This window comes from Ruegeria sp. CDSA221, from assembly GCF_059611825.1.
Genome location: NZ_JBXWPK010000008.1, coordinates 56,367 through 74,443, shown reverse-complemented (window position 1 = coordinate 74,443; position 18,077 = coordinate 56,367). Strand labels below are relative to the sequence as shown.

Here is an 18,077-nt window from a genome sequence, read left to right as displayed (position 1 = left end):
TCCCTCTCAACATGCGAACCTCTGACCTTCAACGCCGCCGACCGCAGCACCCGCTGCCGTCAGGATGGTTTTCCCGGAACCGCCGCCAAACTGATTGCCGATGACGCCGCCCAGCAAGGCACCACCCACTGTGCCGCTCAGGCAGGCGATCTCATGCTGTCGTGCGGCCTGTTGCTGCGGGGTAGGGGCCGGTCCACAAGCGCCAAGTGCGCCGGTCAGACCTAAAAGAAAGGTAAATGTCTTTAGGTTCATAAACAAACTCCCTGATGAATATGTACCAAGTATTCGCCCATCATGAGAGTGCCGCAAGTTAAATTGCGAAAATGGCCCCAGCAGCACTGGGGCCAGATCAGGTCAGATAACCTCTAACAGCCCTTCACCTGCGGAAATCTCGCAGACGCCGGGATTTTCCTCCAGGTTCATGGCGACCACTTTGCCGTCTTCGACCAGCATCGCATAGCGCTTGGACCTGCCGATCAGACCAACGGGCGGGGCGTCGAAATCCATCCCGATGGCTTTGGTGAATTCAGACGCCGCATCGGCCAACATGGTTAGGCCAGTCGCAGTTGCGCCGGTGGACTCGCCCCAGGCGCTCATGACAAAGGGGTCGTTGACCGAGATGCAGATAATTTCTTCCACGCCTTTTGCATCGAACTGGTCTTTGGTACGCATAAAGCTTGGAACATGCGCCGTTGTGCACGTGCCGGTATAGGCGCCGGGCACGGCGAAAATGACAACCTTGCGCCCTTTGGTCTTGTCCGAAACGCGGACCTCTTCCGGGCCATTTGCCCCCATTTGGGTCAATGTGGCGTCGGGCAGAGTGTCACCTGTTGAAATCATTTTTTCGCTCCTGTCATTTGGATTTGCAGAGTCGGGCCTAGCCGCAATATAGGTGAGCTAACAAAAGTGACCACGGGAATTCGACAGGGTGAGGGGAATATGAGCCATATTGTCGTGATTGGCGCCGGCCAGGCAGGTGCTTCGCTTGTCGCCCGGCTGCGCAAAGATGGGTTCGACGGCGAGATTACTCTGATTGGCGCAGAGCCGCATTTGCCCTATCAGAGACCGCCTTTGTCCAAGGCCTATCTTCTGGGTGAGATGGGGCTAGAGCGCCTCTTCCTGCGCCCCGAAAACTTCTATACCGATAACAATATCACCCTGCGCCTTGGTCAGCGTGTGACCGGTATTGACCCGCAGGCCAAGACGGTGACGCTGGGTGATGAGGTTGTTTCTTATGATGAGCTGGCCCTGACCACTGGATCGGATCCGCGCCGCCTTCCAGCCGCTATTGGCGGCGATTTGGACGGGGTGCATGTGGTGCGTGATCTGTCCCATGTGGACGAAATGGAACCCTATGTGTCCGAAGGCGCGCGTGCGCTGATCGTGGGTGGGGGATACATCGGGCTTGAGGCCGCAGCCGTTTGCGCCAAGCGCGGGGTCAAGGTGACCCTGGTCGAAATGGCCGACCGCATTTTGCAACGGGTCGCCGCCCCCGAAACCAGTGACTATTTCAGAACGCTGCATTCCGAATATGGCGCCGATATCCGCGAAGGTGTCGGGTTGGAGCGACTGCTGGGTGAAAACGGCAAGGTCACTGGCGCGGTGCTAACGGATGGAACAGAACTGGCGGTCGATTTCGTTGTTGTCGGCGTTGGCATCGCTCCTGCAACCCAACTGGCCGAGATGGCCGGGCTTGAGCTGGACAATGGCATCAAGACCGATGCGCATGGGCGCACCTCTGATCCGTCGATCTGGGCGGCGGGCGATTGCGCCTCATTCCCGCATGCTGGCGGGCGTATCCGTCTGGAAAGCGTGCCAAACGCGATTGATCAGGCCGAGATTGTTGCCCAGAACATGTTGGGCGCGGCAAAGGATTATACTGCGACCCCGTGGTTCTGGTCGGATCAGTATGACGTCAAACTGCAGATCGCGGGCTTGAACACCGGGTATGACCGGGTGGTGACCCGCAATGGTGACGGGCAGACCGTGTCCTTCTGGTACTATAAGGGCGATCAGCTGATCGCGGTCGACGCGATGAACGATCCGCGTGCCTATATGGTTGGTAAGCGTCTGATTGAAAGCGGAAAAACAGCTGATCCTGCTATTGTGGCTGACCCGGATGCGGACCTGAAACCGCTGCTCAGAGCGTGAGGATCATCGCCGGAGCCTTCCGAGGTCGGGCTTTGGCCTCGGTCGGCAAGGGGGACGCCGGCGCGCATCTGCGCCCGACCACAGACCGGGTACGCGAAAGCCTGTTCAACGTACTGGCCCATCAGATTGATTTTGACGGGCTGCGCGTGTTGGACCTGTTCGCAGGCACCGGTGCGCTGGGGCTTGAGGCCTTGTCGCGCGGTGCGGCACATGTGAGCTTTGTCGATGATGGCCGCGTGTCACAGGGCCTGATCCGCAAGAATATCGACCTGACCCGCAGCTCTGACTGTACCGAGCTGATCCGTCGCGACGCCACGCGGTTGGGGGCCAATCCTGCAACGCCTTATGACCTGATCTTCCTAGACCCGCCCTATGGCAAATCCCTTGGCCAAAAGGCGATTGCTGCCCTGTCAGAGGGCTGGTTCGCACAAGGTGCCCTTTTGGTCTGGGAGGAAAACGCGCCCATGCAGCCGCCCGAAGGATTCGTCCTGCAAGACAGCCGCAAATATGGCGATACGCATATCACCCTGATGTGGAATGGCGATCCGGATGCATGATCTGGTGATCTTCGATTGCGACGGAGTCCTGGTCGACAGTGAGCCGCTGTCCAATCAGGTACTGGTCGACAATCTTGCCCGTTATGGCCTGAACCTGACAATCGAAGACAGTATGAAGCTGTTCGTTGGGGGCACCATGACCGGGGTGCGGGACAAAGCCCGGGCGCTGGGCGCGGAGCTGCCCACAGGCTGGGTTGATGAGGTCTATGCGGAAACCTATGACCGGCTCCGCCTTGGCGTGCAGCTGATGCCCGGCGTGGCGGACCTGCTGGCGGTTCTCGAGGCAAACGGGTTGCCCTTCTGTGTCGCCTCGAACGGCAGCCCGGACAAGATGCAGATCACTTTGGGTCAGAACGGGCTATGGGATCGGTTTCGCGATGTCGCCTTTTCCGCTCATGTTCTGGGAACGGCCAAGCCGGACCCGACATTGTTTCTGGCTACGGCTGAGCGTTTCTACGCCGTAAACCCCGTGGTGATCGAGGACAGCCTCAGCGGTGTGACCGCGGCAAGCCGCGCGCATATGCGCTGTCTGGCCTATGCGCCGCAGGGTGGCGGCGGAAAACTGGCCGCTGCGGGGGGCGAAGTCTTTTCAGACATGGCGCAGGTCCCGGCGCTTTTGGGGATTTGACCCGGTCATGTTACCCTGCGGGGCATGGACCGTGCACTGACCCCGTTGAATTGGTCACCTCCGCAAAAGGCTGACACCGCAACCGATCCCCAGCGCACGCCTCTGCGCGCGCCGGTTTTCATCAATGATGCGGTCACGCCATGGGGGCGGGAAACCCTGCTGCTAAAGCTGCTACGGGATCAGGCGGCGGATCAGGAAGAATAAGTCGGGTGGTACTTACCGCCTGGCGACAGGGTAAAGATCTCGACCCCATCTGCCGTTACACCGACCGAGTGTTCAAACTGTGCCGACAGTGACTTGTCGCGCGTCACGGCGGTCCAGTCATCGGCCAGCGTCTTGGTCTCGGGGCGGCCCAGATTGACCATCGGTTCGATGGTAAAGAACATGCCCTCTTCCAGAACCGCACCAGTGCCCGGACGGCCATAGTGCAGAACGTTTGGCGGTGCATGGAAGACCCGGCCCAGCCCGTGGCCGCAAAAATCGCGGACTACGCTCATCCGGTGTGCCTCGACAAATGATTGAATCGCGTGGCCGATATCGCCGAACGTGTTGCCGGGTTTGACCATCTCGATGCCCTTGAACAGGGCATCATGAGTGATCTGGATCAACCGTTCGGCTTTGCGCGGCAGCTTGCCGGCTACATACATGCGCGAGGTATCCCCGAACCAGCCGTCGACAATAACGGTCACGTCGATATTCAGGATATCGCCATCCTTCAGCTTTTTGTCGCCGGGAATGCCGTGGCAGACCACATGATTGACGCTGATACAGCTGGCATGCTGATAGCCCTTATATCCAATCGTGGCCGAAGTTGCGCCTGCATCCTCGACCAGCTGCGTGATGAGCCCGTCAATCGCGCCAGTGGTCTGGCCGACGAACACATGATCGGCAATATCATCCAATATCCGCGCAGCCAAAGCCCCTGCCGCCTGCATGCCGGCAAAGTCACCCTGTTCATAGATACGGATACCGTCCTTGGTCAGACGGCCACGATGTTCTTTCATCGATGCGAGGCTCCAAATATTTCGCGCAGCACCCTTTTTACGCTGCTTGTGCAGAAAGTACCAGAGGGCGCACGGTCGCGGGTTAAGATGGGGATCAATGCCGTGGCTTCAAGGATTGATCGGATCGCCTTTGTTGGGCGCGTGCTTTTTCTGAGCACATTGCCCAGTCAGAGGGGGTGCTAACGTCGGCTTGGCGGGACAAAGTTGCCGTTTGTTCTGGGATGTGCAGAGTGGGTTGAGAGGCCGGAGCCGGAACATTGAAAAAGTTACTGTTTGATTTCGATGGAGAACTGAAGCGACACCCAGTGAGGGCAATTGCCTTTTTACTGGCAACGCAGTTCGTTTTCATACTGTTATGGAAAACCGCTGTCTCTCTTTTCCCAAATCACCTTGCTATCGCTTCAAACGTTTTGGTCTGGGGCTGGCTGTTTTTGATGCTCTATTTGCTGGGACCCGTTGTTGGGCTATCGAACTGGTGGTTCGGTGGTAGGAAGTAAGTTTGGGCTCAAACTATCCCTTCAACGCTTCTGCATGAACGATAGTTTTTCGGCTAAGTTCACCCAAATCGCCCTCAGGCGATATCCGCGTACCGTAGACCAGTTTCTCGACACCCCTAGCTGCGCCGCCTCGAACGCCGCTGCATAGGTCGGGTCGATATCTGCGGCCATGGCAATTCGCCCACAATCGCCGTTTTGCCATTCCACAACCTGAGCGATGATCCAGAACAGTTTTTTTTCAGTGATGGTATTACAGAAGACGTCATCACGGGATTGCCGCGCTTTCGCACGCTTCAGTTGGTCTCAAGGAACGCCTCTTTTCGCTTCAGACGCAAGCAAGCTGATCCAGCTAAAATTGCGGCGACTTTGGGCGCGGATTATCTTGTCGAAGGTAGTGTGCGAAAAGCAGGGAGCCGGGTCAGAGTTTCGGTGCAGCTCTCCGACTCAATTTCGGGATCGCAGTTGTGGTCGGATCGAAATGATCGTGAATTAGAGGATATTTTGGAGGTTCAAGACGATGTGACACGAAGCATCGTGGCGGTCCTCCCCGGGCGGGTTCAGCACGATGTTGACGATCGTTCGACCCGAAAGCCAGAAAATGAAATGAAGGCTTACGAGCTAATGCTAAAGGGCAAAGCCCTTCGCGAGGGCCTGAATGCCCGAGATACGACAAAGGCACGGGCCCTGCTAGAACGGGCGGTAGCCCTCGACCCGACAATCGCGCGATCGTTCATGTACCTTTCAGATACCTATGCCATTGATATTTGGCTAGGGTTAGCGGGTACCGAAGCGACCAACCATGTATTGCACATTTCTCGAAAGAGGGCGGCACTGGACAACCGGGATGTCTACATCCAGGACCAACTCGGTTTCGCCTATTTGTGCGCAGGCCTTTGGCAAGAGGCTGAAACCCAGTTTGAACAAACGCTGTCTTTGATCGAAAACGAGGCAGAGTCCATGGCTTGGTGCGGATACGCCTTTCTTTTGCTCGGGAGGCATGAGAAGGCGCGTGACGTCGTATCTGAGGCAATGCAGTTGGATCCTTTGCTCCCCCCCCGGCCATCGATTGGATTATGGGACAGATACAATTCTTCTGCGAAGACTTCTAAGCGGCACTCGGTTTGTTGATGGGAGAGGCTCGGCTCAATTCCTTGGCGACGGCATTCGTGGCGGCCTCCTACGCAAAGCTTGATCGTCAGGCAGAGGCCGAAGCAGCCCTCGTTGATTTTTACAGCCGAACGTCGCGACGAACTCATGAGCCGAGGTATCCGAGTGAATGAAGAAACCGTTTCTACTCTCACTCATGGGTTTCAGACGATGTGGCGGCAACCAGATGATTTCGAACACCTTGCTGCTGGCCTACGCGCAGCCGGTTTGCCCAGTTGAAGTTAAGTATAGAAATTGCTTTCGACTTTGTAGGGCTGGACCAGACCTCGGAGGCAGAAGGAAATTCGGGGTTCAGTCACATTTACTTGGATGAGGACGGCCTAGAGCAGCCACTCGATCCGGCCCTGTCATGCTGCGTCGCAGCCCGCCATTGCCACCGTTGATACATGGCGCAGCATTCACAAAGGATCAGTTTTGTTGTTGGGGCAAACCAATCCCTGATGCGTTTCTACTTAAGGGTATGATCGGATTGATTTGATTCCAGTTGCCTAACATCATGTCCAAGCCTGAACTCGGTGGTATCAATCCGGTTGCAAACCTAATATGCCTGCCTGCAACCAAGAGAGGACACCCAATGCCTAAATCCAAAAAGCCCAAGGCGAGGCGCCCGGGTGCAAACCCTGTCAAGAAGCCTGCTTGGCATCAAGCGCTCAACGGTACTGCCGGACAACATGGGGAGCGGCCTACCAAAACAGGCAAAAAGGCACAGAACAAATCGGCTTAGGCAAATAGCCAATTTCGCCAAATCCATCCTTCGCAATGCTAGCGGCGTTAGCTTCTTTTTCTTACTATCAAATATGTAGTGGATTGCTTTCGACCGTGAAGTTTCTCGCAGAGCGCGTGTTCCCTAGAAGTCGTCGTATCGAGCCGCACCGACAGCTCAACACACTTCTAAAGGAACAACACAATGACCACGCAACCCCAAGACAAGCCCGTTTCAAATGGCGTAAATACCGAGGCCCTGATCGGGGCACGGGGCGCATTTGCCGAGATGCCAAAAGCTGCGTCCTTCACATTCCGCAGCACTTGCGACTGGGTCGACGGCAGTGAAAGCCGCAACACCATCAATGGCTATTTTGGCCTGGGTGAAGAACACACACGCAAAGAAACTTTTTCAATTTGCTCGGACCATCCAGAAGTTTTCGCTGCTCGTGACAGCGCGCCGACCCCCCCGGAAATTGCATTGTCCGCATTGGCGAGCTGCCTAACCGGTGGCATCGCTGCAGTTGCGCAACATCGGGGCATCCAACTGCATGACGTACAATGCGTTGTCGAGGGTGATATGGATATGCGCGGGATATTGGGCATGGACCCCGACATTCGCAACGGCTTCAGTGGAGTCCGTGTGACCTTTGATATCGATGCTGACGCAAGCGACGATGACATTCGCGCTTTGGTCGCACAGTCACAAAAACGATCCACTGTTTTTGATCTTATGACCAATCCGACCAACGTACATGTGGTCGTCGCCTAGGCCGCGATTGCTACAGGAGCGAGCGTCATGCGACATATTTCGACTGTCATCATTGGCGCCGGGCAAGCCGGGCTCGCAATGAGCAAGTGTCTTTCGGACCGTTCCGTTGCGCATGTTGTGGTGGAGCGGGGCGAGGTGGCGCAGTCCTGGATGAAAGACAGGTGGGACAGCCTGCGGCTGCTTACTCCAAATTGGCAGTCAAGGTTGCCGGGGTATGGGTATAAAGGACCTGATCCGGACGGGTATATGAACATGCCCCAGATCACTGGTTATCTGCGTGACTATGCCCATGCGATCGATGCCCCGGTCGAAGAGCACACAGCTGTTCATTCTGTGACCTTTCATGGGAACAACTATTTGGTTCGCACCAACAAGGGCGATTGGATCTGCGACCATGTCGTTGTCGCCAGTGGGGCTTGCGCACGGCCTAAACTGCCTCAGTTGGCGGGCGCTGTTCCGGAAGGCGTCACGCAGCTGTCGCTCGGAACGTATAAATCGCCTGATCAAGTTGCAAAGGGCGGTGTGTTGGTGGTTGGAGGGTCAGCCAGCGGCGTGCAGATTGCCGCTGAACTCTGCAAAGCGGGGCATGCTGTGACCCTTGCCGTTGGGGCGCATATCCGTGCGCCGCGGCGTTATCGTGGGCGGGATATTCAATGGTGGATGGATCGTAGCGGCATTCTGGACGTCCGCGTCAAGGATGTGGACGATATCGAACGAGCCCGCCGCGTGCCCTCGTTCCAACTGATGGGTGATTCTGGAATAGGCTCCATTGACCTGAATACGCTTCAGGCGATGGGGGTTGCAGTAACGGGTCGACTGGTCGGCATTCAAAACGGTATGGCGCAGTTTTCCGGCTCAGTTGCCAATCACTGTGCCATGTCGGACTTGAAGATCGGCCGCCTTCTTAAGCATTTCGACGACTGGGCCGAACGCGTGAACATTACAGGCCTTCCCGAGGCGCAGCTGTTGCCCCCGACGTTATTGTCCAACCCGCCACACCTCATGTCCAATCTGAGAAACGGAGCGATCTGCACCATCATCTGGGCAACGGGTTATTCCCCCGAATTCAGTTGGCTGAAGCTTCCTGTGTTCGACCGGAAAAGCATTTTGGTCCACGATCAGGGCATCGTTGCACCCGGTCTATACGTCCTGGGATTGCCCTTCATGCGGCGTCGGAAGTCGGCGCTGATTGATGGCGTGGGCGGTGATGCGCAGGCCCTTTCCGATCACCTTATTGCCAATCGAAACCGCCACGCGGCTTGAAGGAGTTCAATCATGAACAAGGCGATCAAAACCCGCGCAATTTCGACGGCGTTTACAGATCTGGTTGCGGTTGATCACCCCATCGCGCTGGCCCCCATGGCCGGCGCCGTGGAAAGCGACTTGGCTGCTGCTGTTGGCAATGCAGGCGGCTATCCGATCATGCCCTTCTCGTGGAGCAGCAGAGAGACTATTGAGGCTGAACTTACAAACCTGCGGGCAAAGACCGGTGCGCCATTTGCCGTAAACCTTTGCCTCGACATGCCGCAAGAAGCCCGATTAGAGCTTTGCCTATCGCATCGCCCTCATGCTGTGCATTTCTTCTGGGGGGATGCAGCGCCCTTCGTAAAACAAGTGCATGCCAGCGGGGCATTGGTAATCCAAACCGTCTCGTCTGCGAATGAGGCAAAACGCGCCGTTGATGCGGGCGTTGATGTATTGGTCGCGCAGGGTTGGGAAGCAGGAGGGCATGTTCGTGGGACCGTTGCGACCCTGCCGCTGATTCCGGCCGTCGTGGATGTGGCAGGATCGGTGCCAGTTCTGGCGGCCGGAGGTATCTCGGACGGGCGCGGGTTGGCTGCGGTCCTCTGTTTGGGGGCCAGCGGCGTTGTCATGGGAACTCGTTTTCTGGCAACCCCAGAAAGTGCGGCGCATTCCGAATACATCGCACAGCTTTTAGCGGCCCAGCATTCAGACACAGTCCATGAGACCGATCTTTATAATGTTGGATGGTCAAATGCTGCACATCGCGTGCTGCGTAACGCCATAGCGGATCGTTGGCTAGCAGAGGGTCGCCCCGGCAATCGGGCACGTCACCGGTCCGGTGAAACGGTTGCAATGCGAGGCATCGCACCAATCAAGGCCTATCAATCCACGACACCCCATCATTCGATGACCGGTGAGATTGAAGCGTTATCGATGTGGGCAGGTCAAAGCGTTGGCCTGGTGAACAGCACTGAACCCGCTGGAACGATTATCGACAGTATTACGGCACAGGCCGGCGCTGCGCTAAGATTGTCCTAACGTGCCGCCAAAATCTCTTCGGCATTCGGCAAGCTTGCGAAAATGCAATCGGAAAGCCAGCTTGATATATTACGTGTCAGAGCCGCCGGTCCGATGATCTCCATCGCGCCAGAGGCTTTGGCAGCCTTATAGGTCGTGTGACCCAACCATGCATCCGCCATCGCGCGCACCTTGGTTGTGATGAATACGTCCACGTCCAGACCGGGGTCGGTTGTGCAGACATCAACATTGCCACCTTCAACCGTGATCCACCATTTAGGTTGCTCAGCGAAATCCGTAAACTGGAACAACACGACCGTTCTGCTGCCGGGCAGGTTCTCGGGAACAATACTTCGTTGAAGATAAAGCATCAAAAGCTCGACGTCGTAATCCGCGTCGCTCATAAACGCCTTTGACCATTCCATGCCCCAACTTCCAAGTGCCAGTAGGATTGGCTGCAGCTGCCGGCAGCTTGCGGTTGGTAGGTATTCGTGCCCCCGACCGCCTTGAATACGACGCTTATAGACAAGGTCATATTCCTCGAGCGTGACCAATCTGCGCGTCAAAAGCGTGGGAGAGATCGCGCCCAACCCACGCTGGAGCTCTGAAAAACGTGTGCTGCCCATCAACAGTTCGCGTACAATCAGCATGGTCCATTTTTCGCCCAAGATTTCAGTTGATTTGGCGATGGGGCACCATTGGCCATAGCTGTGCGACATCAAAGTTACTCCAGAAAGTGTAGTAAGGCACTCCAATCGGTATAGTGCTTTGCTCCAATCTGTAAAGCATCGCGTAGGGACGCCGTCAGATAGATCTCATGACATCAAGCAGCCCAACTGCGGATCTGCAAAACAGAGAGTGCTTATGTCCCTATCCATACACACGCCCCAGACAGCGGCCCCACAATCACGTCCGATATTCAACGCGATCACGCAGGCACGTGGCTTTGTTCCTAACGTTTATGCCGTCTATGGCGGTCTTCCTGATGCGATGAACGGGTTTGCCGGGCTGACCGGCGCCTTTGGGAACAGCAGCCTGTCGCCCGCCGAACGCGAGGTGATCCAACTTGCGGTTAGCGTGGCCAACAAGTGCCGCTACTGCGTCGCAGGTCACACAGCTTTTGCTGCTGATGCCGAACTGAGTGACAGCCATGTTCGAGCGATGCGTGCGGGGGGCGACCCTGAAGACGATCGTCTTGGTGCTCTGGCACGGTTTGCCCGGAAACTCACAACAGACCGTGGTTGTGACTGCACCGAAGAATACGCGGGATTTTTAGCGGCAGGTTATCACCCAGAGCAGGCGCTGGAGGTAATCATAGGCGTTGCAAACAAGACGCTAAGCAACATGACCGCCAACTTACTGGACCTGCCGCTAGACGCGGAATTTGCGCCCTATGCATGGACTCCTAAGGCAGACGCAGCATGAGCCCCGAAAGCCGCGCGAAGGGATTAAAGATCGCCTTGGCCCTGTTTGGGACCATCTGTTTTCTGATCTATCCACTGGCCGTTATCTGGCCTTCGGGGTGGGTCTGGCATGGTGGCGGAGGTCAGCACTATTTCCAGATGATCTGCGGTATTTACGCGGTTCTGGGATGGTTCCTGATCAGGGGATCCTCAGCCCCGCAGAACCACAAGAGCCTGATCGGTTTTACCATCTGGTCCAGTATCGTCCACGCAGCGATTATGACCGCTCAAGTCAGCCGGGACCATATGGAGATCGGTCATTTGGTGGGCGATATCCCAGCCCTGATCATTATGGCTGCGGTGCTTTGGTATCTGTCGCCACGCCGATCAGAGACACCCAGAACCAGCGAAGGAACACCCAAATGAAAACCGCAGCTCTGCAGCGCGTGGCCGTCAAGACCGCCCAGACACCCGCTGAAATCGCCGCCATACAAAACATGATGCGCGCCTTGGTTGATTGGTTGTTCTTGCGCCATCACGCCTATCGCAATCTTGTCGCCCGCTATTTCGACCCGGTTGAATTTGAACGAGAGCTCTCAGACCTGCATCGCATATATGGAGCGCCCACAGGAACGTTGTTAATCGCAACCATTGATAAGGAATTCGTTGGGTGTGTCGGTCTGCGCGCACTCGATACAGAATATTGCGAAATGAAGCGCATGTTCGTCGTTCCGAAATTTCACGGGCAAGGCGTAGGTCAGGCTCTTGCAACGCATCTTACCCTCCGAGCCCGCGAATTTGGGTACTCAAGAATGTATCTTGATACAGGCCCAGAGCAAATCGAGGCACGAGGATTGTATCAAAAGCTCGGTTTTAAGCCGATCAAACCCTATTATGATGTCAGCGAGGAAATGGCGGATTGGCTAACCTTCATGGTCCTGCAACTCGACCCACAATGACTGGATCAAGGTTGTGGACTGATTATGACAGCACTGCGTGTAATGACGCATTCCTCAGATACTCATGGAAGATATCTGCCTGGTCGTGACTGCTGACCCAATGATCGTACATTGTTGTCATTGCCGGATGTGCCAGCGGCAAACAGCCAGCGCATTCGCCGCAATCCCACTTCTTACGGCAGACAATGGGTGTTTAGATCAGGATGGGCCAGCGCCCCGGTTTTCTTGCTCACGCAGAGAATCCCACGTTGCTAGAAGGTCGAATTCACAGGATGGGATCAAAGGGCCTTTTCAACGCTTCTGCATGAACGATTGGCTTTCGGTCACGTTTACCCAAACCCCTTCAGGCGATATCCGTGTGCCATAGACCAATTTCTCGACACCCCTAGCTTGCGCCGCCTCGAACGCCGCTGCATAGGTCGGGTCGATATCTGCGGCCAATGCAATTCGTTCACAATCAGTGCGCTGGACCAGATACAGCAGGATTGCGCGATGCCCCTGATCCACCATAGCCGTCAGTTCCCCTAGATGTTTGGTTCCGCGCGCTGTAACGCTGTCGGGGAATTCGGCCAGACCGGGTTCGCGAGACAGGGTCACGCATTTGACCTCGACATAAGCGTCCTGAAGGCCCGGCTGGGTCAGCAGGAAATCAACGCGGCTGTTCTCGCCGTATTTCACCTCGGGGCGTACAGTTTCATACATTGCCAGTTCGGGGATCTCCCGCGCGATCAATGCCGCGCGCAACGCCCGGTTCGGGACGGATGTATCCACGCCGGTGAAATGCCCGTTTTCGTGATCGACCAGCCGCCAGCCATATTTCAGCTTTTTCTTCGGGTCGTCATTGGGCTCCAACCATATTTTCTCGCCCGGTTCGGCCAGTCCCATCATCGAGCCGGGATTGGCGCAATGCGCTGTCACCTCGCGCCCGTCCTCAAGCCTGCAATCGGCTAGAAAGCGTTTATAGCGGCGGATCAGGTGGGCGGGGACAAGAGGGGTTTCAAATCGCATGCTTCAGGGCCTATACCTGCGGAAAGGGTCGATCAAGGGGGCGCAGGCCATGCAAAATCCAACCGCAGCCATGCTGGTGATCGGGGATGAAATCCTGTCGGGTCGCACCCGCGACGCAAACATGCATTATCTCGCGCAGGAGCTGACCAAGCAGGGGATCGACCTGAAAGAGGTCCGTGTGGTCAGCGATGACGCCGCTGCAATCGAAGCCGCCGTTCAGGCGTTGTCGGCAAATTTTGATCATGTCTTCACCAGCGGTGGGATTGGACCGACCCATGATGATATCACCGCCGATTGCATCGCCCGTGCCTTTGGCGCGCATATCGACATCCGCGACGATGCCCGCGCTTTGCTTGAAGCGCATTACGAGAAATCCGGGCTGGAACTGAACGCTGCCCGTTTGCGCATGGCGCGCATCCCCGATGGTGCCACGCTGATCGACAATCCGGTGTCGACTGCGCCAGGCTTTACCATCGGCAATGTTCATGTGATGGCTGGGGTGCCCTCGGTCTTTCAGGCGATGGTGGCGAGTGTATTGCCGGGTCTGACCGGCGGTGTTCCTCTGCTGTCCCAAACCTTGCGGGTGGATCGAGGCGAAGGCGATATCGCCGCCCCCCTTGCGGCACTCGCAGCGGATTTTCAGGATCTGTCCATCGGGTGTTATCCGTTTCAGATCAATGGTGTGTTCGGTGCCAACGTTGTCATCCGCGGAACTGATGGCGCCCAGATTGATGCGGCCTCAACCCGGTTGGCGAAAGAGCTTGGTCTGTGAGCGTTGTCTGGCCTGATGTCGTCGATGGCACTTGGCCATCTGCGCATCGCGACAGGAAGGGGCCGTTTTGGGTGCGTCAGGGTCTGGGCGGCGGATCGCGGGTGAGTGCAGCCAATGCGCTGGGGCCGGTCTTGGATGACGATATCGCGGCGGCCGAGGTCGCGATGCAGGCACTGGGGCAAAAGCGCATCTTTTGCCTGTGGCCAGGGGACGAGGCGCTGGATGCGCAGCTTGAAGGCCGGGGCTATTCCGTGTTGGATCCGGTCAATATTTACACCTGCCCGGTTGAGCATCTGACTGATCTTCCGCTCCCCCGCGTAACGGTGTTCTCGATATGGGAGCCGCTGGCAATCATGCGTGAGATCTGGGCCGAGGGCGGGATTGGACCAGAGCGGCTGGCCGTGATGGAGCGAGCCCCGGGTCCAAAGACTGGCCTGCTGCTTCGCCATAGTGACCAACCTGCTGGTACCGGGTTTGTTGCGATGCACGGGGACGTGGCCATGGTCCACGCACTTGAGATTTTGCCCGCTCATCGCCGTCAGGGCCTGGGCCAATGGGCGATGCGCGCGGCTGCGCTCTGGGCACAGGATCAGGGCGCCGGGACGCTGAGCGTGATTTGCACCAAGGCGAATGCGGGTGCCAATGGCCTTTATCGCGCGCTTGGGATGGAGCTTGCCGGAGAATACCACTACCGTCAGCTGGCTGAAGGAGAGAACCCAAAGTGACCGATCTTACCCCACCCACCGCGCTGAACCTTCCGATGGTGGATCCGCTACCGCCGGAGACACAGAAGTATTTCGACATTTGCGTCGAAAAGCTGGGTTTTGTGCCCAACGTCCTGCGAGCCTATGCCTTTGACATCGACAAGCTGAACGCGTTCACCGCGATGTATAATGATCTGATGCTGGCGGATAGTGGGTTGTCCAAGCTTGAACGCGAGATGATCGCAGTGGTCGTGTCGGCAATAAACAAGTGTTTCTATTGCCTTGTCGCACATGGGGCGGCTGTCAGGCAGTTGTCGGGTGATCCGCAACTGGGCGAAATGCTGGTCATGAACTACCGGGTTGCGCCTTTGGATCAGCGGCAGCGTGCCATGCTGGATTTCGCGGCCAAAATGACCACCGAAAGCACCAAGATCGAAGAGCCCGACCGACAGGTCCTGCGGGATGCCGGGTTTAGCGACCGCGATATCTGGGACATTGCCAACGTGACCGGCTTTTTCAACATGTCGAACCGTGTTGCAAGCGCGACCGCGATGTCCCCCAACCCCGAGTATCACGCCCAATCAAGATGATCCGCCGTCTCGTTATATTCCTGTTGCTCATGGCATCGCCTGTTGTCGGGCAGGAGCTGACGCTTCCTTCGGGTACGCGATTGGTCAGCGACCGCACGAGCCCGTTGGACAGCTATGACCTGCCCACTGGCCCCTATACCGACGGAGCAGTCCCGGCGCGCCGGGTCGAAGGGCGGGTCGAGCGCTATACCTGGCGGCTGCAGGCCGGGTCCAGCACCACTTTGCAGCTGCTAGCCCCGTTGCGGGAACAGATCAAAGCCCAGGGGTATGAGGTTCTCTTTGACTGCGACGCCCGCAGTTGCGGCGGCTTCGATTTTCGCTTTGGAACCGAAGTTGTCCCCACGCCTGACATGTATGTGGCCATCCAGGACTATCGCTTTTTGTCCGCTGCCAAGGGCGACGAAGTTCTGAGCCTGTTGGTCAGCCGAAACCCGCCCGATGGCTATGTGCAGATGATCCGCGTGTCACCTGAAGGGGCCGAAGCCGCGCCTCCGTTGGTGATCGAAGAAGCGGTCGATCAGGCACAGGGGCTGTTGGCAGAGCTTGCACAGGAGGGCCATGTGATTCTGGGTGATCTGCATTTTCGCACGGGCGAGATAACCCTGGGTGACGGGCCTTTCGGCTCTCTGAATGAGATTGCGCAGTATCTGTCGGACAATCCCGGAACGCGGCTGGCTCTGGTCGGGCACACGGATGATACTGGCGCACTCGAGGCCAACATATCGGTCAGCACCGGCCGGGCGCAGACCGTGCGCGCCCGGTTGATCGAGAAATACGGCGTGGCCTCCGACCGGGTCGAGGCGCGGGGGATCGGCTATCTGGCTCCGATCACCTCGAATGCAACGGCCGAAGGTCGCGATTTGAACCGCCGGGTCGAGGCGGTTCTGCTGATCAACTGATCCCTACATCACCCACCACAGGTACAGCGGCAGCCCGATCGTGATGTTGAACGGGAAGGACACACCCAGCGACAGGGTCAGATAGATCCCGGCCTCGGCCTTTGGCAGCGCGATCTTCATCGCCGCGGGCACAGCGATATACGAGGCGGATGCAGACAGGACCATGAACAGGAACAGGCTGCCTTCGGGCAGGCCGATCACCGCCCCGACCACCCAGGCCATCGCAGCGCCGATCAGGGGCATCAGCATTCCAAAGGCAAACAGACCCAGCGAGAGCTTGTCGCGGTTCTTGATCAGGCTGCGCCCCGCGGAAATGCCCATATCCAGCAGGAAAAGGCACAGGATGCCGGTGAAGGGTGTGACGATGAAGGGCGCAATCATCTGCATCCCTTCGCCACCCGTGACCGCGCCGATCAGGAAAGCCCCGGTCAGCAGGACAATCGACCCGTTTGCCAAAAGATCACGCCACAGCCCCTTGTCCTTGACGCCATTACTGCTGGTTTTATGCGCCAACCACAGGGCCGACAGGATGGCCGGAACCTCCATTGCGGCGGCAACAGCGACCATGAACCCATCATGGCTGAGCCCCACCAGATCCAGCAGGCTGATTGCGGTGACGAAAGTCACGATTGAGATTGACCCATAATGCCCGGCAACAGCCGCCGCATTCAACGCGTCCAGCCGTGTCATGACCCGGAGCAGGCCGAATGCCACAAGGGGGATGACAAATGACAGCGCCACACCGCCCAGCAATGTCAGGAACAGGACTATATGGATGCCGTGCTCGGCCAGGCTGCTGCCGCCTTTGAAGCCGATGGCCAGCAGCAGATACAGCGACATGAACTTGGCCGCCCCAGCGGGGATCGACAGATCGCTGCGGGCAAAAGCCGCTAGCAGCCCGAGGACGAAGAAAAGGATGGTTGGGACCAGCAAGTTGCTGGAAAGGGTTTCGATTACGCTGGGCATTTTGGCTCCTGTCCCGATTTCACGGGCTAAGTGCCTTGCCTATATTTGTTATCCAAATATTATCTTTCTAAATTTTGGATAGTTTAAAGCTATGAAATGCGCCCAACACTAAGGCAACTGGAATATATCGTTACGGTCAGCCGACTGGGTCGATTTGGATTGGCAGCTGAGGTTCTGAATGTCAGCCAGCCCAGCCTCTCGGCGCAAATTGCCTCTGTAGAACAAGAACTTGGCCTGCGCATCTTTGATCGTAACCGGGGTGGTGTTCAGGTGACTGCCAAAGGCCAAGAGTTCATCGAGCGCGCCCAGAAGATCCTTGCCGATGTCCGGGATCTGCGCCACGCGATGAGCAGCGAGACACCGGTCTCAGGACGGCTAAGGCTGGGCGTGTTGCCCTCAATCGGGCCCTACCTGCTGCCTCAGGTCATCAAAAAGGTCCATCAAGACCGCCCCGGTCTGCGCATTGTCGTGCGCGAGGAAAACACGCGTGATCTGGAACAAGGGCTGAAATCCGGTCGGTTCGATCTGATCCTGTCCACGCCCGAGGACCATCCGAACACAATCCAGCAGCGCCTGTTCAACGAATCCCTGTGGATCGGGGTCGCTGTGGATGATGTGCTGGCGGGTGATACCCAGGGTGTCACCGCCCAGGATTTGCGCGACCGGCTGATCCTGACCCTGGACCAAAGCCACCGTCTGTCCCGGATCGTCTATGCGCTTGCGGCGGAATGCGGCGGGGTGGTGTCGGATGAATACGAGGGCACCACGCTTGATTCCATCGTGCTGATGGCAGCCTCGGGGGTTGGGGTTGCGGTGTTGCCGGACCTGTATGCAAGACGTCAGGGGATTTACCGCGATGAAGTCCATTTGCGCCCGTTGACCATAACAAATGCCAACCGCGATATCGCGCTTCTTTCCCGCAGAAAAGAAGCTGATCTGCCCGGACAGAATATCCTGATCCAATCCTTGCGTACGGTCGCGCAGAGTATGGGGCTGGCCGTGTTAAGCGACTAAAAAAATGGCCCACACAACATGT

General features: G+C 57.2%; 23 protein-coding genes. 16 read left to right on the top strand and 7 right to left on the bottom strand.

All coding sequences use genetic code 11. The annotated features are described in order from the left end of the window. Positions 1-6: 6 nt before the first annotated feature. Positions 7-252 carry a glycine zipper 2TM domain-containing protein gene (locus AC2FJ5_RS13565; protein WP_271952399.1) on the bottom strand — a complete coding sequence of 82 codons (246 nt, stop codon included), beginning with the start codon at positions 250-252 and terminating at the stop codon, positions 7-9. Positions 253-354: 102 nt separating this feature from the next. Continuing rightward, the gene (locus tag AC2FJ5_RS13560) at positions 355-840 is read right to left on the bottom strand and encodes a peroxiredoxin (protein WP_142638675.1); all 486 of its coding nucleotides are present in this window, start codon (positions 838-840) and stop codon (positions 355-357) included. A 99-nt stretch (positions 841-939) separates the two neighbouring features. On the opposite strand from AC2FJ5_RS13560, the gene AC2FJ5_RS13555 reads away from it, so the two are divergent. Genes AC2FJ5_RS13555 through AC2FJ5_RS13540 form a run of 4 tightly spaced genes read left to right on the top strand, consistent with a single transcriptional unit; the run spans position 940 to position 3,540 of the window. Then, positions 940-2,151: an NAD(P)/FAD-dependent oxidoreductase gene (locus tag AC2FJ5_RS13555; protein ID WP_496793671.1), complete on the top strand. Its 1,212-nt coding sequence runs from the start codon at positions 940-942 to the stop codon at positions 2,149-2,151. After that, a complete protein-coding gene (gene rsmD / locus AC2FJ5_RS13550) occupies positions 2,148-2,708 on the top strand; it encodes a 16S rRNA (guanine(966)-N(2))-methyltransferase RsmD (protein ID WP_496793669.1) in 561 nt (186 codons plus the stop codon). The genes AC2FJ5_RS13555 and rsmD overlap by 4 nt, the downstream gene beginning before the upstream one ends. Next, positions 2,689-3,336, top strand: a complete 648-nt coding sequence (locus tag AC2FJ5_RS13545; protein WP_496793668.1) for an HAD family hydrolase — start codon at positions 2,689-2,691, stop codon at positions 3,334-3,336. The genes rsmD and AC2FJ5_RS13545 overlap by 20 nt, the downstream gene beginning before the upstream one ends. A 24-nt stretch (positions 3,337-3,360) precedes the next feature. Continuing rightward, entirely contained in the window at positions 3,361-3,540 is a 180-nt protein-coding gene (locus AC2FJ5_RS13540; RefSeq protein ID WP_496793667.1) for a hypothetical protein, read from the top strand. Here AC2FJ5_RS13540 and map read toward each other — a convergent pair. Next, entirely contained in the window at positions 3,528-4,340 is an 813-nt protein-coding gene (map, locus tag AC2FJ5_RS13535; protein WP_496793666.1) for a type I methionyl aminopeptidase, read from the bottom strand. The genes AC2FJ5_RS13540 and map overlap by 13 nt on opposite strands. 518 nt (positions 4,341-4,858) lie before the next feature. Beyond that, complete coding sequence (locus AC2FJ5_RS13530) at positions 4,859-5,008, bottom strand: hypothetical protein (RefSeq protein ID WP_496793664.1); 150 nt, start codon at positions 5,006-5,008, stop codon at positions 4,859-4,861. A gap of 24 nt (positions 5,009-5,032) precedes the next feature. Between AC2FJ5_RS13530 and AC2FJ5_RS13525 the strand changes: the two genes are divergently transcribed. The 4 genes from AC2FJ5_RS13525 to AC2FJ5_RS13510 all read left to right on the top strand — a co-directional run bounded on the left by AC2FJ5_RS13525 (position 5,033) and on the right by AC2FJ5_RS13510 (position 9,761). Further along, positions 5,033-5,965, top strand: coding sequence for a tetratricopeptide repeat protein (locus AC2FJ5_RS13525; RefSeq protein ID WP_496793663.1), 933 nt, complete (start codon positions 5,033-5,035; stop codon positions 5,963-5,965). A 946-nt stretch (positions 5,966-6,911) separates the two neighbouring features. Further along, on the top strand, positions 6,912-7,478 hold the full coding sequence (locus AC2FJ5_RS13520) for an OsmC family protein (RefSeq protein WP_496793662.1): 567 nt from the start codon (positions 6,912-6,914) through the stop codon (positions 7,476-7,478). 27 nt (positions 7,479-7,505) lie between these two features. Then, the gene (locus AC2FJ5_RS13515; protein WP_496793661.1) at positions 7,506-8,741 is read left to right on the top strand and encodes an NAD(P)-binding domain-containing protein; all 1,236 of its coding nucleotides are present in this window, start codon (positions 7,506-7,508) and stop codon (positions 8,739-8,741) included. A gap of 12 nt (positions 8,742-8,753) precedes the next feature. Beyond that, positions 8,754-9,761 carry an NAD(P)H-dependent flavin oxidoreductase gene (locus AC2FJ5_RS13510; RefSeq protein ID WP_496789827.1) on the top strand — a complete coding sequence of 336 codons (1,008 nt, stop codon included), beginning with the start codon at positions 8,754-8,756 and terminating at the stop codon, positions 9,759-9,761. On the opposite strand, the gene AC2FJ5_RS13505 is transcribed toward AC2FJ5_RS13510, so the two are convergent. Further along, positions 9,758-10,459, bottom strand: coding sequence for a winged helix-turn-helix transcriptional regulator (locus AC2FJ5_RS13505; protein WP_496703513.1), 702 nt, complete (start codon positions 10,457-10,459; stop codon positions 9,758-9,760). The genes AC2FJ5_RS13510 and AC2FJ5_RS13505 overlap by 4 nt on opposite strands. A gap of 145 nt (positions 10,460-10,604) precedes the next feature. Between AC2FJ5_RS13505 and AC2FJ5_RS13500 the strand changes: the two genes are divergently transcribed. From AC2FJ5_RS13500 to AC2FJ5_RS13490, 3 genes are read left to right on the top strand one after another with little or no spacing between them, the layout of a single operon-like run. After that, entirely contained in the window at positions 10,605-11,165 is a 561-nt protein-coding gene (locus tag AC2FJ5_RS13500; RefSeq protein ID WP_496793660.1) for a carboxymuconolactone decarboxylase family protein, read from the top strand. Further along, positions 11,162-11,569 (top strand): DUF6632 domain-containing protein, encoded by a 408-nt coding sequence (locus AC2FJ5_RS13495; RefSeq protein ID WP_496793659.1) that lies wholly within the window; start codon positions 11,162-11,164, stop codon positions 11,567-11,569. The genes AC2FJ5_RS13500 and AC2FJ5_RS13495 overlap by 4 nt, the downstream gene beginning before the upstream one ends. Continuing rightward, a complete protein-coding gene (locus AC2FJ5_RS13490; protein ID WP_496793658.1) occupies positions 11,566-12,102 on the top strand; it encodes a GNAT family N-acetyltransferase in 537 nt (178 codons plus the stop codon). Before AC2FJ5_RS13495 ends, AC2FJ5_RS13490 begins: the two co-directional genes overlap by 4 nt. Positions 12,103-12,393: 291 nt before the next feature. Here the strand turns inward: AC2FJ5_RS13490 and sfsA are convergent, their stop codons facing one another. Beyond that, the gene (gene sfsA / locus AC2FJ5_RS13485; protein WP_496707023.1) at positions 12,394-13,110 is read right to left on the bottom strand and encodes a DNA/RNA nuclease SfsA; all 717 of its coding nucleotides are present in this window, start codon (positions 13,108-13,110) and stop codon (positions 12,394-12,396) included. Between the two features lie 49 nt (positions 13,111-13,159). Here sfsA and AC2FJ5_RS13480 point away from each other — a divergent pair, with 49 nt between their 5' ends. Genes AC2FJ5_RS13480 through AC2FJ5_RS13465 form a run of 4 tightly spaced genes read left to right on the top strand, consistent with a single transcriptional unit; the run spans position 13,160 to position 16,075 of the window. Further along, the gene (locus AC2FJ5_RS13480) at positions 13,160-13,882 is read left to right on the top strand and encodes a competence/damage-inducible protein A (RefSeq protein ID WP_496793657.1); all 723 of its coding nucleotides are present in this window, start codon (positions 13,160-13,162) and stop codon (positions 13,880-13,882) included. Next, positions 13,879-14,607, top strand: a complete 729-nt coding sequence (locus AC2FJ5_RS13475; RefSeq protein ID WP_496709461.1) for a GNAT family N-acetyltransferase — start codon at positions 13,879-13,881, stop codon at positions 14,605-14,607. Before AC2FJ5_RS13480 ends, AC2FJ5_RS13475 begins: the two co-directional genes overlap by 4 nt. Further along, the gene (locus AC2FJ5_RS13470) at positions 14,604-15,176 is read left to right on the top strand and encodes a peroxidase-related enzyme (RefSeq protein ID WP_496709462.1); all 573 of its coding nucleotides are present in this window, start codon (positions 14,604-14,606) and stop codon (positions 15,174-15,176) included. Before AC2FJ5_RS13475 ends, AC2FJ5_RS13470 begins: the two co-directional genes overlap by 4 nt. Beyond that, positions 15,173-16,075, top strand: a complete 903-nt coding sequence (locus AC2FJ5_RS13465; RefSeq protein WP_496793655.1) for an OmpA family protein — start codon at positions 15,173-15,175, stop codon at positions 16,073-16,075. Before AC2FJ5_RS13470 ends, AC2FJ5_RS13465 begins: the two co-directional genes overlap by 4 nt. 3 nt (positions 16,076-16,078) lie before the next feature. On the opposite strand, the gene AC2FJ5_RS13460 is transcribed toward AC2FJ5_RS13465, so the two are convergent. After that, positions 16,079-17,041: a sodium-dependent bicarbonate transport family permease gene (locus AC2FJ5_RS13460; RefSeq protein ID WP_496679078.1), complete on the bottom strand. Its 963-nt coding sequence runs from the start codon at positions 17,039-17,041 to the stop codon at positions 16,079-16,081. A 96-nt stretch (positions 17,042-17,137) separates the two neighbouring features. Here AC2FJ5_RS13460 and AC2FJ5_RS13455 point away from each other — a divergent pair, with 96 nt between their 5' ends. Further along, a complete protein-coding gene (locus tag AC2FJ5_RS13455) occupies positions 17,138-18,055 on the top strand; it encodes a hydrogen peroxide-inducible genes activator (RefSeq protein WP_496679081.1) in 918 nt (305 codons plus the stop codon). The last annotated feature ends 22 nt before the right edge of the window (positions 18,056-18,077 follow it).

Bases quoted from the DNA above. Each gene is read 5' to 3' on its own strand.
- AC2FJ5_RS13565 (WP_271952399.1), bottom strand. From the start codon at position 252: ATGAACCTAAAGACATTTACCTTTCTTTTAGGTCTGACCGGCGCACTT.
- AC2FJ5_RS13560 (WP_142638675.1), bottom strand. From the start codon at position 840: ATGATTTCAACAGGTGACACTCTGCCCGACGCCACATTGACCCAAATG.
- AC2FJ5_RS13555 (WP_496793671.1), top strand. From the start codon at position 940: ATGAGCCATATTGTCGTGATTGGCGCCGGCCAGGCAGGTGCTTCGCTT.
- AC2FJ5_RS13545 (WP_496793668.1), top strand. From the start codon at position 2,689: ATGGCGATCCGGATGCATGATCTGGTGATCTTCGATTGCGACGGAGTC.
- AC2FJ5_RS13540 (WP_496793667.1), top strand. From the start codon at position 3,361: ATGGACCGTGCACTGACCCCGTTGAATTGGTCACCTCCGCAAAAGGCT.
- map (WP_496793666.1), bottom strand. From the start codon at position 4,340: ATGAAAGAACATCGTGGCCGTCTGACCAAGGACGGTATCCGTATCTAT.
- AC2FJ5_RS13530 (WP_496793664.1), bottom strand. From the start codon at position 5,008: ATGGCCGCAGATATCGACCCGACCTATGCAGCGGCGTTCGAGGCGGCG.
- AC2FJ5_RS13520 (WP_496793662.1), top strand. From the start codon at position 6,912: ATGACCACGCAACCCCAAGACAAGCCCGTTTCAAATGGCGTAAATACC.
- AC2FJ5_RS13515 (WP_496793661.1), top strand. From the start codon at position 7,506: ATGCGACATATTTCGACTGTCATCATTGGCGCCGGGCAAGCCGGGCTC.
- AC2FJ5_RS13510 (WP_496789827.1), top strand. From the start codon at position 8,754: ATGAACAAGGCGATCAAAACCCGCGCAATTTCGACGGCGTTTACAGAT.
- AC2FJ5_RS13505 (WP_496703513.1), bottom strand. From the start codon at position 10,459: ATGTCGCACAGCTATGGCCAATGGTGCCCCATCGCCAAATCAACTGAA.
- AC2FJ5_RS13500 (WP_496793660.1), top strand. From the start codon at position 10,605: ATGTCCCTATCCATACACACGCCCCAGACAGCGGCCCCACAATCACGT.
- AC2FJ5_RS13495 (WP_496793659.1), top strand. From the start codon at position 11,162: ATGAGCCCCGAAAGCCGCGCGAAGGGATTAAAGATCGCCTTGGCCCTG.
- AC2FJ5_RS13490 (WP_496793658.1), top strand. From the start codon at position 11,566: ATGAAAACCGCAGCTCTGCAGCGCGTGGCCGTCAAGACCGCCCAGACA.
- sfsA (WP_496707023.1), bottom strand. From the start codon at position 13,110: ATGCGATTTGAAACCCCTCTTGTCCCCGCCCACCTGATCCGCCGCTAT.
- AC2FJ5_RS13480 (WP_496793657.1), top strand. From the start codon at position 13,160: ATGCAAAATCCAACCGCAGCCATGCTGGTGATCGGGGATGAAATCCTG.
- AC2FJ5_RS13465 (WP_496793655.1), top strand. From the start codon at position 15,173: ATGATCCGCCGTCTCGTTATATTCCTGTTGCTCATGGCATCGCCTGTT.
- AC2FJ5_RS13460 (WP_496679078.1), bottom strand. From the start codon at position 17,041: ATGCCCAGCGTAATCGAAACCCTTTCCAGCAACTTGCTGGTCCCAACC.
- AC2FJ5_RS13455 (WP_496679081.1), top strand. From the start codon at position 17,138: ATGCGCCCAACACTAAGGCAACTGGAATATATCGTTACGGTCAGCCGA.